The sequence below is a fragment of the Arthrobacter koreensis genome (assembly GCF_035792275.1).
Taxonomy (GTDB): Bacteria; Actinomycetota; Actinomycetes; order Actinomycetales; family Micrococcaceae; genus Arthrobacter_B; species Arthrobacter_B koreensis_A.
Window position 1 is genome coordinate 72,746 of record NZ_JAMWKK010000008.1, and the last position, 14,716, is coordinate 87,461.

Genomic DNA, 14,716 nt, shown 5'->3' on the forward strand with positions numbered 1-14,716 from the left:
TGCGGATTGAAAGGCCCGGTGGGGCTTAGGCATCCGTTCCGATGGTGGACTTGGTGCCGGTAGGCATTTCAGGCTTGGGGTTCACGGGAGCCGGGACGGTGAGCTTGTCCTTGGACCCGAAGTTCTTCATCATCAGGCCGATGATGGAGGGCTTGCCCTGGCTCTTGTTGTAGACATCCAGTGCCACGGCGATCAGCAGGACCAGGCCCTTGATGATGGAGGTGAGGTCGGCTCCGATGCCGAGCAGCTGCAGGCCGTTGTTCAGGACGGCCATGACCAGGCCGCCGACGATCGAGCCCACCACGGTGCCGACGCCGCCGGAGACAGCCGCACCGCCGATGAAGACGGCCGCGATTGCGTCCAGCTCCCAGCCGGTGCCGTCAAAGGGGCCCGAAGCAGTGGAGCGGGCCACGAAGATCATGCCTGCCAGGGCAGCCAGGATGGACATGTTCATCATGACCAGGAAGTTGACCTTCTTGCTCTGCACGCCGGAGAGCTCAGCAGCGTGCAGGTTGCCGCCCACTGCGTAGACGTGGCGGCCGATCACGGTCTTGGTGGAGATGAACACGTACAGGATCACCAGGACGGCCAGGATGATTCCGGAGACCGGGAAAGAGGTACCCGGGCGGCCGGTGGAGAAGAGGTACGTGGCGTACAGGATGGCAGCTACCAGCAGGCCGGTCTTGGTCACTGCGACCCAGGCCGGGGAATTCACGGAGCCGATCTTCACGGTCTTGGCACGGCGGCGGAACTCGCCGAGGACAACGAACGCTGCCAGCAGCAGGCCCAGGAGCAGGGTGAGGTTGTTGAAGCCGGTGTCCGGGCCCACCTCGGGAAGGTAGCCGGCGCCGATGAACTGGAATTCCTGCGGAACGGGAACGGTGTTGGACTTGCCGACCCACTGGTTGGCACCGCGGAAGATCAGCATGCCGGCCAGCGTCACGATAAAGGCCGGGATCCCGACATACGCCACCCAGAAGCCCTGCCAGGCGCCGATGGCGGCACCGATGAGCAGGCCCAGCAGGATGCCGGCGTACCAGGGGATGCCCCAGTCTCGCATGGCCAGCGCCACCAGGATTCCGGTAAAGGCGGCCACGGAGCCCACGGAGAGGTCAATGTGCCCGGCGATGATCACGAAGACCATGCCGACGGCCAGGATCAGGATGTAGGAGTTGCCGTTGAACAGGTTGATCATGTTCGTGGGCGTCAGGGTCTTGCCGCCGGTCAGCCACTGGAAGAGGCCGATCAGGACGACGAGGGCAAAGATCATGCCGAACTGGCGGCCGTTGCCGCTCAGGAGCTGTTTCAGGGCTTTCATGAGAGGGGTCCTTGAGTGGCGAGGTCGGAGGTGTGCTTGCCGGCTGAGGTCATGAGCCTCATGAGGTTTTCCTGGCTGGCTTCAGCCTTCGAAACTTCGCCGGTGATCGCGCCTTCGAAGATGGTGTAGATGCGGTCGGAGAGGCCAAGGAGTTCGGGAAGCTCCGAGGAGATCACGATCACGCCCTTGCCCTGGTTGGCCAGCTGCTGGATGATCCCGTAGATCTCGTACTTGGCACCGACGTCGATGCCGCGGGTGGGTTCATCAAGGATCAGCAGGTCCGGGTCGGTGAACATCCACTTCGCCAGGACAACCTTCTGCTGGTTTCCGCCGGAGAGCTTGGAGACACCTTCGTCAACGGTGGGTGCCTTGGTCCGCAGGCTCCTGCGGTATTCCTCGGCGTAGCGGTACTCTTCGTCCTTGTCGACGACGAGGCCCTTGGTGATCTTCCGCAGGTTCGAGGCCACGGTGGTGGCCTTGATGTCATCAAGCAGGTTCAGGCCGAGGGACTTGCGGTCCTCGGTGACGTACGCGAGTCCGTGGCTGATGGCCTGCGGCACGGTCTTGAGGACGACTTCCTCGCCGTCCTTGATGATCTGGCCGCTGATGAAGTTGCCGTAGGAGCGGCCGAAGAGGGACCGGGCCAATTCAGTGCGGCCGGCACCCATGAGGCCTGCGAAACCGACAATCTCGCCGCGGCGGACGTGAAAGTTCGATCCCTTGCAGACCAGACGGTCCGGCACCGTGGGGTGGCCGACGGTCCAGCCGCGGACTTCGAAGAAGACTTCGCCGATCTTGGGGGTGTGGTCGGGGAAGCGGGATTCAAGCGAGCGGCCGACCATGCCCTTGATGATGCGGTCTTCGTTCGCGCCCTCGCCGGCGACGTCGATGGTTTCAATGGACTTGCCGTCGCGGATGATCGTGATCGAGTCCGCGATCTGCTCGATCTCGTTGAGCTTGTGGGAGATCATGATGCAGCTGATGCCCTTGGACCGGAGTCCGGCCATCAGGTCCAGGAGGTGCTGGGAATCGGTCTCGTTCAGGGCGGCGGTGGGTTCGTCCAGGATGAGCAGCTTCACGCGCTTGCTCAGGGCCTTGGCGATTTCCACCAGCTGCTGCTTGCCGACGCCGATGTCCTTGATCGGGGTGGTGGGATCCTCCTCGAGCCCCACCCGGGCCATGAGCTCGGAGGCTTCAAGGTTGGCGCGGTCCCAGTCGATGACGCCGAAGCGCCGGGGCTCGTTGCCCAGGAAGATGTTCTCCGCAATGGAGAGCTCCGGGATCAGTGCCAGTTCCTGGTGGATGATGACGATTCCGGCGGCTTCGGAGGAGCGGATGTCCTTGAACTGGACTTCCTGGCCCTGGAAGACGATTTCGCCGGTGTAGGTCCCGTGCGGGTAAACCCCGGAGAGGACCTTCATGAGGGTCGACTTTCCGGCTCCGTTTTCGCCGCAAATGGCGTGGATCTCACCGGCTTTTACCGTGATGGAGACGTCCGACAGAGCCTTGACGCCGGGAAATTCCTTGGTGATGGAACGCATTTCCAGAATCGTGTGGTTATGCGGCATCTGCGTGTTCCCCGCCGTAGGGGCCCCGGGCGCTGAGCGCTCCAGTTGCCCGAGCTGCAACTGCTGCTCGCATAAGTGCCTCCCGTTGTGACTTCTTTGTCTTGCTGCGGCCCCCTAAAGAGAGGGTCGATAGAGAAGTAAACTCTTATTCCTTGCTTGTCGTCAAGTCTTGAACACAAGGCGGAAATAGGATGAAAAAACATAGATTCTAAATAAATGCTGCTTCCGCCAGAAAGGGCAGGTCAGAGGACGGCATCCGCCTGCGCAAGGACCAGGGCGGCGGCACCCAGTGCCTCTGCGCGGTCGCCCAGGGATGACATGGTGACCGTGGTGGTTTCCCCGATCAGCGGCACCGCATGGCGCAGCAGTCCGCGTTCGATGGGGTTCAGGAAGGCTTCGCCCAGGCCGGTCAGGGACCCGCCGACGACGATCACCTCCGGGTTGAGCGCATTGGCAATGCCTGCCACCGCCCTTCCCACGGCCATACCGGCGTCGTCGACCACGCGCAGCGTCGCGGGATCTCCCGCGGATGCCTGCCGGATGATGTCCGTGGTGGTGACCGGCTCGGACGCGGCACGGCTGAGCAGGTCGATCATGGTCGCCGTGGATGCCACGGTTTCCAGGCACCCGCGGTTACCGCAGCGGCAGATCAGGCCCTGGTCGGAAATGGTGGCATGGCCTATTTCGCCGGTGATGCCGACGTGGCCGTAGAAGAGCGATCCGTTGATCACCAGTCCGGCACCGATGCCGGTGGCTACCTTGACGAAGATGAGGTTCTCGCAGCCGCCGTGCGGACCCCAGGTCACCTGTGCCAGCGCACCGAGGTTGGCATCGTTGTCGATGTGCACCGGGACGCGGAGCCGGACGGCCAGGTCCTCGCGCATGTTGATGCCCACCCATTCGGGGAGGATGGCGCCGCGCACCACGGTGCCGCTGCGCCGGTCGATGGGACCGGGGATGCCGACGCCGGCGCCCAGCACGCGGTTCCGGTCCACGTCCGCTGCGGAAAGGACGGATTCAAAAAGTTCAGCAGCGGCATCCATGCCTTCGTCCGCGCTGTGGCCGGCAGGCAGCGAGATCGAGTCCTCGCCGATGATGCTGTAGCCCAGTGTGGCCAGCACTACCCGGACGTGGCGGCGGCCGATATCGATTCCGGCTGCCACGGCGCCGGTGTCATTCAGCCTCACAGACAGGGCGCGGCGTCCCGAGCTGGTGGTCGGCTCGGTCTTGACGAGGCCGGATTCAGACATTTGCCGCACGATGTTGGAAACCGTGGCGCTGGAAAGCCCGGTTGACCGCGAGAGCTCGGCCTGGGTCTGGGGTCCGGCGGCCAGCAGGGCCTCCTGGATCCGCTGCTGGTTCCGGGCGCGAAGCGCGGTTTGGGAACCGGGTTTGGTTCGCCGGCCGGCGGCTGGAAGGGCCCTCATCGTTGAGGGTGATTCGGCAGACATAAAGTTCAGCGTCCTATACAGGTGGCTTGTCGTCAAGAATTGAAGGCAACGTGTTTTGCCCGGTAGGAAGGGTGCCGGGCCTGCAGGGGGAGCCGCGGGGCGGCGGGAAAGAGGGAGCGGGAAGAGCCTAGCCTTCTGTCAGGGCCTCGCGGTGCTCGGCCGCTATCTCCAGGTAGTGGGCGGCGTTGCGCTGCACGGAGGCGAACTCTTCATCCGTCAGGGTGCGGCGCACCTTGGCAGGAACCCCGGCAACCAGGGACCGCGGCGGAACCTGGGTGCCTTCGAGCACCAGGGCCCCGGCGGCCACGAGGGAACCGGAACCAATGACCGCTCCGTTCATGATGGTGGCACTCATGCCCACCAGGCAGTCGTCCTCCACCGTGCAGCCGTGCACGACGGCGTTGTGCCCCACGCTGACCCGCTCGCCAACCGTGGTGGGGAAGCCGGGATCGGCGTGCAGCACCACGTTGTCCTGCAGATTGGTGCCCGCTCCGACTCGGATCGAGCTGGAGTCCCCGCGCACACAGACGCCGTAGAAGGCGCTGGCACCCGGCCCCAGTTCGACGTCGCCGATCAGCGACGCCGTAGGCGCCAGGAAAACGGACGGATCAATGACGGGAGTCTTGCCGCGGAGGGTAACGATGTGAGCCATGCGACAACTGTAGCGGGCCAGGCTGAGTCCGGGCCCGCTACAGGGGCCCTCCGGCGGACGGCGGTCAGTTGAAGACGATGGTGCGGCGTCCGTCGAGCAGCACGCGGTGTTCAGCGTGCCACTGCACTGCCTTGGACAGGGTGCGCCCTTCAACGCCGGCGCCCAGGGCAGCGAGCCGCTGGGCGGTGCGCGAATGGTCTACCCGGATGACTTCCTGCTCGATGATCGGTCCCTCATCCAGGTCCGAGGTCACGTAGTGTGCCGTGGCGCCAATGAGTTTCACGCCGCGGGCATGGGCCTGGTGGTACGGGCGTGCGCCCTTGAAGGAGGGCAGGAAGGAATGGTGGATGTTGATCGCCCGGCCGGAAAGCTCCTGGCAGAGTTCGTTGCTGAGGATCTGCATGTACCGGGCCAGCACCACCAGCTCGATGTCCAGTTCTGCCATGAGGGCCCGCAGCTGGTCCTCCGCTTCCTGCTTGGTGTCCGCGGTGACCGGGATGTGGTGGAAGGGAATGCCGTAGAACTCGGCCAGGCCGGCCAGGTCCCGGTGGTTGGAGACAATCGCCGGAATCTCGATCGGCAGGTTGCCGGCCCGCTGCTGGAAGAGCAGGTCATTCAGGCAGTGTCCGTCCTTGGAAGCCATGATCAGCGTGCGCACCGGTACGCCGGCGCGGTGCAGTTCCCAGTCCATGCCGAACTGTCCGGCCACCGGGGCAATGAGGGAGCGGACGCCGTCGTAGGTGCCGGGGGCGGTGAAGTCCACGCGCATGAAGAAGCTGCCGGAATCAGGACTGCCGTACTGCTGTGACTCGGTGATGTTCCCGCCCGCTCCTGCCAGTGCGCCGGAGACGGCATGGACGATCCCCGGCCGGTCGGCACAGGAGAGTGTCAGGGTGTAGGCGCCGGGATCAGCAGCTGCACCGGTATTGGGGGTCAGGGAAACGGGGGACGCCGGCAGCCCGGCGGAGGCATCTTCTCTCACCTTCCCAAGGTTACCGCCAGGGCCCGCACCGCCTAGGCTGGGTGAATGGACGTTACTTTCGCCCCGCTTGTGGACAAGGACGAAGAGGAACTGGTCAAATTCCTGACCACCAACAGTTTTCCGTTCCACCGGATCACGGCGCCGTCCGAAGAGCTGGTCCGCAGGCTGCTGCTGGAGGGGCGGTTTGAATCCGACGGCGTCTGCACCTTCTGGGTCTTCGGCGGCAACCACCGGCTTGGCCTGGTGATCCTGGAGGATCTCGGTGAGGAGTGCGCATACTTCGACCTGCGCCTGGTCGAAGAGCACCGGGGAGAGGGCAAAGGCGTCCCCGTGATGCAGGCGCTCTCCGACAAGGTCTTCACGGACTACCCGCACCTGCGGCGCTTCGCGGGACGGATGCGGGAGGACAACATTGCCATGCGCAAGACCCTGCTGCGCTCGGGCTTCGTCAAGGAAGCGCACCTGCGCCAGGAATGGCCGCTGCCCAACGGCCGGCGCCTGGCTGAACTGGTGTACGGACGGCTGCGCTCTGACTGGGAAGCGGGAACCGTTACCGGCTTCGAATGGGAAGACCTGGCTGCACGGTAAGCTGTAAGCGTCGCGACTGGCGTTGGGTGGGTAACCACCAGGAAGCGGCACAGTGCAGAACATACCGCGGATCGCACGCCTGGGCCTTCGGTCAAGTTGTCATCTGTTTGTCATGCCCGGACCCCGGGGGTGCCCGGCAGGTAGCCTGACCTATAGAACACCCTTCCCCAGGAGATCCACGTGAGACTATCCACCCAGCCCGTCACCAATGCCCCTCTCTCCGAGGTTGACCCGGAGATTGCCGCCGTCCTTGACGGGGAACTGGCCCGCCAGCGGAACACGCTGGAAATGATCGCTTCAGAGAACTTCGCGCCGCGTGCCGTGCTGGAAGCGCAGGGCTCCGTCCTGACCAACAAGTACGCAGAGGGTTACCCCGGACGCCGCTACTACGGCGGCTGCGAGCAGGTTGACGTCGCCGAGAACCTCGCGATCGAGCGCGTCAAGGCCCTCTTCGGCGCCGAGTTCGCCAACGTGCAGCCGCACTCCGGTGCCCAGGCAAACGCCGCCGCGCTGTCCGCGCTGATCAAGCCCGGCGACAAGATCATGGGCCTGAACCTGGCGCACGGCGGCCACCTGACCCACGGCATGAAGCTGAACTTCTCCGGCAAGCTCTACGAAGTTGCCGCCTACGGTGTGGACGAGCACACCTACCGCGTGGACATGGATAAGGTCCGCGAGCAGGCGCTCGCCGAAAAGCCGCAGGTCATCATTGCCGGCTGGTCCGCGTACCCCCGGCAGCTGGACTTCGAGGCGTTCCGTTCGATCGCCGACGAGGTGGGCGCCTACCTCTGGACGGACATGGCCCACTTCGCAGGCCTGGTCGCAGCGGGACTGCACCCGAGCCCGGTGCCGCACTCCGACGTCGTTACCTCCACCGTGCACAAGACCCTCGCCGGTCCGCGTTCGGGCATGATCCTGGCCAAGGAAGAATTCGGCAAGAAGATCAACTCCAGCGTCTTCCCGGGCCAGCAGGGCGGCCCGCTGATGCACGTCATCGCCGCGAAGGCCGTGGCCTTCAAGGTGGCCGGTTCCGAGGAATTCCGCGAGCGGCAGGAACGCGTGCTCGAGGGCGCCCGGATCATCGCCGACCGCCTGACCGCCGCGGACGTCGCTGAGCACGGCGTCTCCGTGCTGACCGGCGGCACCGACGTCCACCTGATCCTGGTGGACCTGCGCAACTCCGTGCTGGACGGCAAGCAGGCCGAAGACCTGCTGCACTCGGTGGGCATCACCGTGAACCGGAACTCCATTCCGTTCGACCCCCGCCCGCCGATGGTCACCTCCGGACTGCGCATCGGTACCCCGGCGCTGGCCACCCGCGGCTTCGGCGCGAAGGAATTCACCGAGGTCGCAGAAATCATTGCCGCAGCGCTGAAGCCTTCCCCGGACGTGGAAGCCCTGCGCAGCCGGGTCACCGCACTCGCCGAAGATTTCCCCCTCTACCCGGGCCAGGAGGAATGGTAAGCATGGAGCAGTCAACCAACATGGAAGGCGCCGTGGAGACCGCTGAGGAAACCGCCCCGGCAACCGCACAGGTCCTGGACGGCATCAAGGCGGCCAAGGAGATCAAGGCTGAGCTCACCGAACGCATCCAGGTCCTCAAGGACGAGCACGGCATCACTCCGGGACTGGCCACTGTGCTGGTCGGAGACGACCCGGCCAGCCACTCCTACGTAGGCGGCAAGCACAAGGACTGCGCCCAGGTGGGCATCAACTCGATCCGCCGGGACCTTCCCGCCGACATCAGCCAGGAAGACCTGGAAAAGGTCATCGATGAACTGAACGGGGATCCGGCCGTCACCGGCTACATCGTCCAGCTCCCGCTGCCCAAACACCTGGACACCAACGCCATCCTGGAGCGGATCGCGCCGGAGAAGGACGCCGACGGGCTGCACCCCGTGAACCTGGGCCGGCTGGTGCTCAACGTTTCGGACCCGATGACCTCGCCGCTTCCGTGCACACCGCACGGCATTGTGCAGCTCCTGGTCCGCAACGGACTGGTCCTGACCGGCAAGAACGTCCTCGTAATCGGCCGCGGCGTTACCGTCGGCCGTCCGCTGGGACTTCTCCTGACCCGCCGCCAGATCAACGCCACGGTCACCCTGGCGCACACCGGCACGGTCAACCTGCCCGAGCTGCTGGCGGAGGCCGACGTCGTTGTGGCCGCCGCCGGGTTCCCGGGCATGATCAAGGCTGCCGAACTCAAGCCCGGTGCAATTGTGCTGGACGTGGGCGTCACCCGGGTCACCGACCCGGAGACCGGCAAGACCACCCTGAGCGGCGACGTCGAGAAGGATGCCGCCTCCGTTGCGTCCTGGATGTCTCCGAACCCCGGCGGCGTGGGACCGATGACGCGCGCAATGCTCCTCGCCAACGTGGTGGAAGCCGCTGAGCGCAGCGTCGGGATCCTTCCCGGCGCGTAGGTCACCAGACGCTGCCGCAGGCCCGTCCTCCACGCAGGAGGGCGGGCCTGCGCGCGTCCGGCAGCGCCCTGCACTATGATTGCCGGGTGCCGCAGATCACAACCTCCAAAACTCCCGCCGTGAGCGGCTTCCAGGGACCGGTAATTACCGCCTCAAACCTGACGAAGTCCTACGGGGACTTCACCGCCGTTGACGGCATCAGCTTCGAAGTACCGGCAGGGGAGTCCTTCGGACTGCTCGGTCCCAACGGCGCCGGAAAATCCACCACCATGAAGATGATCGGCGGAGTTTCCCGACGGACGTCCGGCGAGCTGGCCATTATGGGCCTGGACCCGAACACCAACGGACCGGAAGTCCGGGCACACCTCGGTGTGGTGCCGCAGCAGGACAACCTGGACGAGGAACTCCGTGTCCGGGACAACCTGCTTGCCTACGGGCGCTATTTCGGCCTGCCCAAAAGCTACCTGCAGCCCAAGGCGGACGAACTGCTGGAGTTCGCGCAGCTGACGGACAAAGCCAAGGCGCGGGTGGACGACCTTTCGGGCGGCATGAAGCGCCGTCTGACCATCGCCCGCTCACTGATCAACGATCCGAAGATCCTGCTGCTGGACGAACCCACCACCGGCCTGGATCCGCAGGCCCGGCACATCCTCTGGGACCGCCTCTTCCGGCTCAAGGAAGCCGGCGTCACGCTGATTCTCACCACCCACTACATGGACGAGGCCGAACAGCTCTGCGACCGGCTGATCGTGGTGGACAAGGGCACGATCATGGCCGAGGGGTCTCCGGCAGCCCTGATCCGCACCCACTCCTCCCGCGAAGTGGTCGAGCTGCGCTTCGGCTCCGAACGCAACACCACGGTCGCCGCGGAACTGGACGGAATTGGGGAGCGCATCGAGACCCTTCCGGATCGTGTCCTCATCTACGCGAACGACGGCGAAGCGGCCCTTGAAGCTGTCAGCTCCCGTGGACTGCGCCCCATTACTTCCCTGGTTCGGCGCTCTTCGCTGGAGGACGTCTTCCTCCGCCTGACCGGCAGGAGCCTCGTTGACTGAGCAGCGCACCCACGCAGTCCTGGGGCTGCGGTCCCCGCTGACGCCGGAAGAGACCGCCCGCAGGGCACGGCGCTTCGGAGCGGTCTACTACGCCGAGCACTGGCTGCGCCGGATGCGCGGTTACGGGATCACCGTGCTGGTCACCGCCGTCGGAACCCCGCTGGTCTACCTCTTCGGGATGGGAATCGGGCTGGCTTCGCTGGTGGATACCGGTACCAACGCGGCCTTCGAAACCGGCAACGGCTCCTCGGTCTCTTACCTGATGTTCGTCGCTCCGGCGCTGCTGGCGACGGCGGCGATCATGGTCTCCAGCGAGGAAAACACGTACACCGTGATGTCCGGCTTCAAATGGCGGCGGACCTACTACGGGCCCAACGCCTCGGCCCTGTCCAGCGGCCAGCTGGTGGACGGGCACGTCCTGGGACTGGGCGTGCGGCTGCTGATTACCTGCGGAGCATACTTCGTGTTCCTGCTGCTCTTCGGCGCCGTCGGCAATCCGGGCACCGCCTGGCTGATGATTCTCACGGCCATCCTGGGCGGACTGGCTTTTGGCCTGCCGCTGATGGCGTACAGCGCCTCCATCACCGAGGACCGCGGCCAGTTCGCGATGGTGCAGCGGTTTATCGTTATGCCGCTGTTCCTGTTCTCCGGCACCTTCTTCCCGCTGGACACCCTGCCGCTGGTGATCCGCTGGATCGGCTGGATCTCACCGCTCTGGCACGCCACTGAGCTGGGCCGGATGTTCAGCTACGGCCTGGCTGAGCCTGTTCTCCTGACCGTCGTGCATGTGGCCTACCTGCTGGTGCTCGCAGCGGGCGGCTGGCTCCTGGCCCGGCGTACCTTCACACGGAGGCTGGGCAAATGAACGCTGAACAACGTACCGGGGGAGCGGCGTCGGACTTCCTGGCGCCCGCATCCCCGGCGCTGGCAGGCAAACGGGTCCTGGGCTCGCTCTATGCCCGGAATATCCGAGCCGTCTTTGCCCGCGGGCTGAAGGCGACCTGGGGCACCAACTGGTCCATCATGATCAGCGGTTTTGTGGAACCGGTGCTGTACCTGATTGCCATGGGCATCGGCCTGGGCGCGCTGATCGGCACCGTCACCGGACCGGGAGGCGAACAGATCAGCTACGCGGCGTACATCGCGCCCGCCCTGCTGGCCGTGTCCGCCATGAACGGTGCCGTCTACGACTCCACCATGAACGTGTTCTTCAAGCTCAACTACGCCAAGCTCTATGAGGGCATGCTGGCCACCTCGCTGGGGCCGCTGGACGTGGCACTGGGGGAGATCCTGCTGGCCCTGCTGCGCGGTGCAATGTACGCCACCGGCTTTACCGCTGTGATGGCTGCCATGGGACTGGTGACCTCACCGGCGGCGCTGCTGATGATTCCCGCCGCGGTGGTGGTTGCCTTCGGCTTTGCGTCCTTCGGGATGGCGATCACCAGCTACATGAAGACCTTCCAGCAGCTGGACTGGGTCAACTTCGTCATGCTGCCGATGTTCCTGTTCTCCGCTACCTTCTACCCGCTCAGCGTCTACCCGCAGGCCGTGCAGTGGATCATTCAGGCACTGCCCCTGTGGCACGGCGTGGAGATGCTGCGCCAGATCAGCGCCGGGGCGTTCAGCCTGGCCACCGCCGGGCATCTGCTGTACTTCGTGGTGATGATCGCCATCGGCCTGATCGTGACCACCCGCAGGCTCGAAGCGCTTTTCCAGAAATAGCGAGCTCGCGGGGCCGCTGTGCCGTAGCCGGATCAGGGCGTGCGGACCCGGGCAGCCAGGGCTGCCTGCAGCCGGGATTCAACCCCGAGCTTGGCCAGCACCCGTGAAACATGGGTCTTGACGGTGGTTTCCGAGATGCCCAGTTTGCGGGCGATCCGGACGTTGCTGAGCCCTTCGGCAAGACAGTCCAGGACTTCCTCTTCACGTGCCGTCAGCTCAACCTCGGGCGCGGGGGCGCGGCTCCCGGCAGGCGGAGCCTCAGTGACGGAGCGTTCCCTGCCGGAGACGAACGCCTCCACCAGCCGGCCGGCGACCTCCGGAGCGATCACGGTGCCGCCGTCATGGACCCGGCGCAGCGCCGTCGTAATTTCACCCGGTTCAGCCGTCTTGAGGAGGAACCCGGCGGCCCCAGCGGAGAGCACCCCAAACAGATAGGAGTCATGGTCGAAGGTGGTCAGGGCCACGATCTTCGCCAGCCCCGCAGAGGCAATCTGCTCAGTTGCCTGGACACCGTCAACCACCGGCATCCGCAGGTCCATCAGCACAACATCCGGGCGCAGCGCACGGGCCATACGCACGGCAGTAGCGCCGTCGGACGCTTCGCCAACCACCTCAAACCCCGGTTCGGTCTCCAGAACCATGCGCATGCCCAGCCTGATCGCAGCGTGATCGTCAGCCAGGAGAACCCGAATATCCCCGCTCATACCTTTGCTCCTCCAGCTGCTGTTTCTTCGTGCTCCGCCGCCCGAATACCGGACGCCGGCAGGACGGCCTCAACTCTCCAGTCTGCGCCTCCGGCCGCAGGACCGGCCCAGGCCTGCCCGCCGAGGTGCTCGGCACGCGCCAGCATGCTCGGAACTCCGGTGCCGGTGCCGGGCACAGCAGGCGTACCGGTGGACCGGGAGCTGCCGCCGTCGTCCTCCACCACCAGGCGGACGGCGCCGGGAACGCTCTCCAGCAGCATGCAGACGTGCGCGCCCTCCGTGTGGCGGGCCGCGTTCACCAGCGCCTCCACTGCGATCCGGTACACCGCGGCCTGCACCGGAGAAGGCAGCGCATCGGAGTTGGGAACCCGGTTCGTCCAGGCGACGGACAGTCCCGCGGCCCGGTGGCCTTCGACGACGGCGTCAAGGTCCTGGATGCTTCCTGCCAGCGGACGGGGAACACCCGTGCTGAGGGTGCGGATCATGCCGTTGAGTTCCTCCAGTCCTTTCACGCTTTCCCGGCGGACATGCGCCAGTACCTCGGACGGAAGGGAGCTTCCCTGAGGGCTGCGCAGCGCCGCTCCGGACTGCAGGGCAATCGCGGAAAGCCTGGAGGAAAGGACGTCGTGGAGTTCCCGGGCCATGTCCTGCCGCTCCGCGGCCAGCGCCAGTTCATGCTCGCGCGCGGCCAGCCGTTCCTGGTCCCGGGCCGCGGACCGGATAGCCGCCGCCCGTGCGCTCTCGCTCTCCGCCAGCTGGGCCGCCTTGCGCAGGTTGGACGCCCATTCAGCCGGGAGCAGGAGCACCATGCCGGTCAGCAGAATGACAGTAACGCCGTCGCCCAAGTCACCCGTCAGCCCCCACACGACCGCTCCCGAGCCGGCGCAGAGCACCGGGACCACGAGCTCCGCTGCCCGCGCAGCCCGCGCCGTTCCGAACAGCACCAGCGAAAACACGGCTTCGAAAGCCAGGAACAAGCCAACCGTGCTGTTCGCCAGCACCAGCGGAACGGCGACGGCGAGGCATACCGGTACCATCACCGCCGTCCATCTGCGGCGAAGCAGGACGGCGGCACAGCCAACGGCAGTCAGCGCGGGCCACCATGGCTCCAGCGCCGGGACAGCCGGGGTGCCCGTGGCGGTCAGCTCCAGCGAATGCAGCAGCCAGGCGAGGGCGGCATAGCCGAGGGCCAGCAGGGCATCGTCGCGCCGGATGCGGCGGGCGGCCGGATCCTGGCCCCATGAGTAGGTCATACTCCCATCCTGACGTGGGCATAGCCTGCGGCCAAGCAGGTTTCGGTCCTGTGGCACCAAAGAATGACTGCGGCTACGCCGAAGGCCGGATTCCGCCGGGCAGCCGAAGCGGAAGAGTAGCGCTATGACTTTGGAAACCCTCGCCCAGCTGGGCATCCTCGCCCTGGTGGACAGCACCAGCATCGGCACGCTCGTGATCCCCGTCTGGCTCCTGATGCGGCGTGACGCCGGAAGGACTACCGGGAAGGTGGCAGCCTACCTCGGCGCCGTCGGACTGTTCTATTTCCTGGTGGGCCTGCTGCTGCTCTCCGGCGCCAGCGGGCTGGGGCGGATGCTGGGCGGGGGAATGGGCACGCTGCTGGAACTCCCGCCTGTGCAGGCACTGATGATCGCGGCAGGCGCGGGCATGCTTCTCTGGTCGTTCAGGGACACGGCGTTCAAGAAACCCGGTACTCAAGCGGCTGCCAAACCGGGCCAAGGCGCCGCAGCTGCCGGGCAGCACACGGCGCCGGGCTTCGCACCGGAACCGCCCGGCGGAGGCGCAGGCCAGGCCGGCAGCACACGGGCAACCGCAGCGCTCCAGCGTTCGCAGGACACTGAACGGCGCTGGCAGCACCGGATTGGCAAGGCCCTGGATACCCGCGGCGGACTGCTGGGGCTGGCGCTGCTGGCCGGTGTCCTGGAACTTCCCACCATGCTGCCCTACCTGGCGGCCGTGGGACTGGTGACCTCATCCGGGACAGACTGGACGGCGTCCGCCGGGATCCTGGCGCTGTACTGCGTGGTGATGCTGCTGCCTGCGGCTGTGCTGGTGACCGCGCGGCGGATCCTGGGACGGCATCTGGACGGACCGCTGGAGCGGCTGCGGGCGTGGCTGTCCAAAGCGGCGGGCGAAGCCGTGCTCTGGGTAGCGGGCATTGTCGGATTCCTGCTGCTTCGTGCCGGGCTGGCGGGGCTGTTCCCCGACGCTTCCTGGAATCCCTTCGGCGGGTGACGCGCG

At 65.9% G+C, this 14,716-nt stretch carries 14 protein-coding genes; 7 read left to right on the top strand and 7 right to left on the bottom strand.

Annotated features, from left to right (window positions below):
* Positions 1 to 25: 25 nt before the first annotated feature.
* From mmsB to purU, 5 genes are all read right to left on the bottom strand, one after another.
* The gene (gene mmsB / locus NGB94_RS09720) at positions 26 to 1,318 is read right to left on the bottom strand and encodes a multiple monosaccharide ABC transporter permease (RefSeq protein ID WP_325790421.1); all 1,293 of its coding nucleotides are present in this window, start codon (positions 1,316 to 1,318) and stop codon (positions 26 to 28) included.
* Positions 1,315 to 2,886 (bottom strand): multiple monosaccharide ABC transporter ATP-binding protein, encoded by a 1,572-nt coding sequence (mmsA, locus tag NGB94_RS09725; protein ID WP_325790422.1) that lies wholly within the window; start codon positions 2,884 to 2,886, stop codon positions 1,315 to 1,317. The genes mmsB and mmsA overlap by 4 nt, the downstream gene beginning before the upstream one ends.
* A gap of 242 nt (positions 2,887 to 3,128) precedes the next feature.
* The gene (locus NGB94_RS09730) at positions 3,129 to 4,337 is read right to left on the bottom strand and encodes an ROK family transcriptional regulator (protein WP_325790423.1); all 1,209 of its coding nucleotides are present in this window, start codon (positions 4,335 to 4,337) and stop codon (positions 3,129 to 3,131) included.
* A 127-nt stretch (positions 4,338 to 4,464) separates the two neighbouring features.
* Positions 4,465 to 4,989: a gamma carbonic anhydrase family protein gene (locus NGB94_RS09735; RefSeq protein ID WP_325790424.1), complete on the bottom strand. Its 525-nt coding sequence runs from the start codon at positions 4,987 to 4,989 to the stop codon at positions 4,465 to 4,467.
* Between the two features lie 64 nt (positions 4,990 to 5,053).
* Positions 5,054 to 5,926 (bottom strand): formyltetrahydrofolate deformylase, encoded by an 873-nt coding sequence (gene purU / locus NGB94_RS09740; RefSeq protein WP_325790498.1) that lies wholly within the window; start codon positions 5,924 to 5,926, stop codon positions 5,054 to 5,056.
* A gap of 90 nt (positions 5,927 to 6,016) precedes the next feature.
* On the opposite strand from purU, the gene NGB94_RS09745 reads away from it, so the two are divergent.
* The 6 genes from NGB94_RS09745 to NGB94_RS09770 all read left to right on the top strand — a co-directional run bounded on the left by NGB94_RS09745 (position 6,017) and on the right by NGB94_RS09770 (position 11,759).
* The gene (locus NGB94_RS09745; RefSeq protein ID WP_325790425.1) at positions 6,017 to 6,559 is read left to right on the top strand and encodes a GNAT family protein; all 543 of its coding nucleotides are present in this window, start codon (positions 6,017 to 6,019) and stop codon (positions 6,557 to 6,559) included.
* A 180-nt stretch (positions 6,560 to 6,739) separates the two neighbouring features.
* Complete coding sequence (gene glyA / locus NGB94_RS09750; RefSeq protein WP_418910633.1) at positions 6,740 to 8,023, top strand: serine hydroxymethyltransferase; 1,284 nt, start codon at positions 6,740 to 6,742, stop codon at positions 8,021 to 8,023.
* A 20-nt stretch (positions 8,024 to 8,043) separates the two neighbouring features.
* Positions 8,044 to 8,982 (top strand): bifunctional methylenetetrahydrofolate dehydrogenase/methenyltetrahydrofolate cyclohydrolase, encoded by a 939-nt coding sequence (locus tag NGB94_RS09755; protein WP_325790500.1) that lies wholly within the window; start codon positions 8,044 to 8,046, stop codon positions 8,980 to 8,982.
* A gap of 119 nt (positions 8,983 to 9,101) precedes the next feature.
* Positions 9,102 to 10,037, top strand: coding sequence for an ABC transporter ATP-binding protein (locus NGB94_RS09760; protein WP_325790426.1), 936 nt, complete (start codon positions 9,102 to 9,104; stop codon positions 10,035 to 10,037).
* Entirely contained in the window at positions 10,030 to 10,902 is an 873-nt protein-coding gene (locus NGB94_RS09765; protein WP_325790427.1) for an ABC transporter permease, read from the top strand. Before NGB94_RS09760 ends, NGB94_RS09765 begins: the two co-directional genes overlap by 8 nt.
* Positions 10,899 to 11,759, top strand: coding sequence for an ABC transporter permease (locus NGB94_RS09770; protein WP_325790428.1), 861 nt, complete (start codon positions 10,899 to 10,901; stop codon positions 11,757 to 11,759). The genes NGB94_RS09765 and NGB94_RS09770 overlap by 4 nt, the downstream gene beginning before the upstream one ends.
* A gap of 32 nt (positions 11,760 to 11,791) precedes the next feature.
* Here NGB94_RS09770 and NGB94_RS09775 read toward each other — a convergent pair whose 3' ends face one another.
* Both NGB94_RS09775 and NGB94_RS09780 read right to left on the bottom strand, forming a co-directional pair.
* Complete coding sequence (locus NGB94_RS09775; protein WP_325790429.1) at positions 11,792 to 12,463, bottom strand: response regulator transcription factor; 672 nt, start codon at positions 12,461 to 12,463, stop codon at positions 11,792 to 11,794.
* Positions 12,460 to 13,716 carry a sensor histidine kinase gene (locus NGB94_RS09780; protein WP_325790430.1) on the bottom strand — a complete coding sequence of 419 codons (1,257 nt, stop codon included), beginning with the start codon at positions 13,714 to 13,716 and terminating at the stop codon, positions 12,460 to 12,462. The genes NGB94_RS09775 and NGB94_RS09780 overlap by 4 nt, the downstream gene beginning before the upstream one ends.
* Before the next feature lie 124 nt (positions 13,717 to 13,840).
* On the opposite strand from NGB94_RS09780, the gene NGB94_RS09785 reads away from it, so the two are divergent.
* Positions 13,841 to 14,710 (top strand): GAP family protein, encoded by an 870-nt coding sequence (locus tag NGB94_RS09785; RefSeq protein ID WP_325790431.1) that lies wholly within the window; start codon positions 13,841 to 13,843, stop codon positions 14,708 to 14,710.
* Positions 14,711 to 14,716 lie beyond the last annotated feature (6 nt).

Coding starts and splice junctions, on each gene's coding strand:
- mmsB (WP_325790421.1), bottom strand. CDS start 1,318: ATGAAAGCCCTGAAACAGCTCCTGAGCGGCAACGGCCGCCAGTTCGGC.
- mmsA (WP_325790422.1), bottom strand. CDS start 2,886: ATGCCGCATAACCACACGATTCTGGAAATGCGTTCCATCACCAAGGAA.
- NGB94_RS09730 (WP_325790423.1), bottom strand. CDS start 4,337: ATGTCTGCCGAATCACCCTCAACGATGAGGGCCCTTCCAGCCGCCGGC.
- NGB94_RS09735 (WP_325790424.1), bottom strand. CDS start 4,989: ATGGCTCACATCGTTACCCTCCGCGGCAAGACTCCCGTCATTGATCCG.
- NGB94_RS09745 (WP_325790425.1), top strand. CDS start 6,017: ATGGACGTTACTTTCGCCCCGCTTGTGGACAAGGACGAAGAGGAACTG.
- NGB94_RS09755 (WP_325790500.1), top strand. CDS start 8,044: ATGGAAGGCGCCGTGGAGACCGCTGAGGAAACCGCCCCGGCAACCGCA.
- NGB94_RS09770 (WP_325790428.1), top strand. CDS start 10,899: ATGAACGCTGAACAACGTACCGGGGGAGCGGCGTCGGACTTCCTGGCG.
- NGB94_RS09775 (WP_325790429.1), bottom strand. CDS start 12,463: ATGAGCGGGGATATTCGGGTTCTCCTGGCTGACGATCACGCTGCGATC.
- NGB94_RS09780 (WP_325790430.1), bottom strand. CDS start 13,716: ATGACCTACTCATGGGGCCAGGATCCGGCCGCCCGCCGCATCCGGCGC.
- NGB94_RS09785 (WP_325790431.1), top strand. CDS start 13,841: ATGACTTTGGAAACCCTCGCCCAGCTGGGCATCCTCGCCCTGGTGGAC.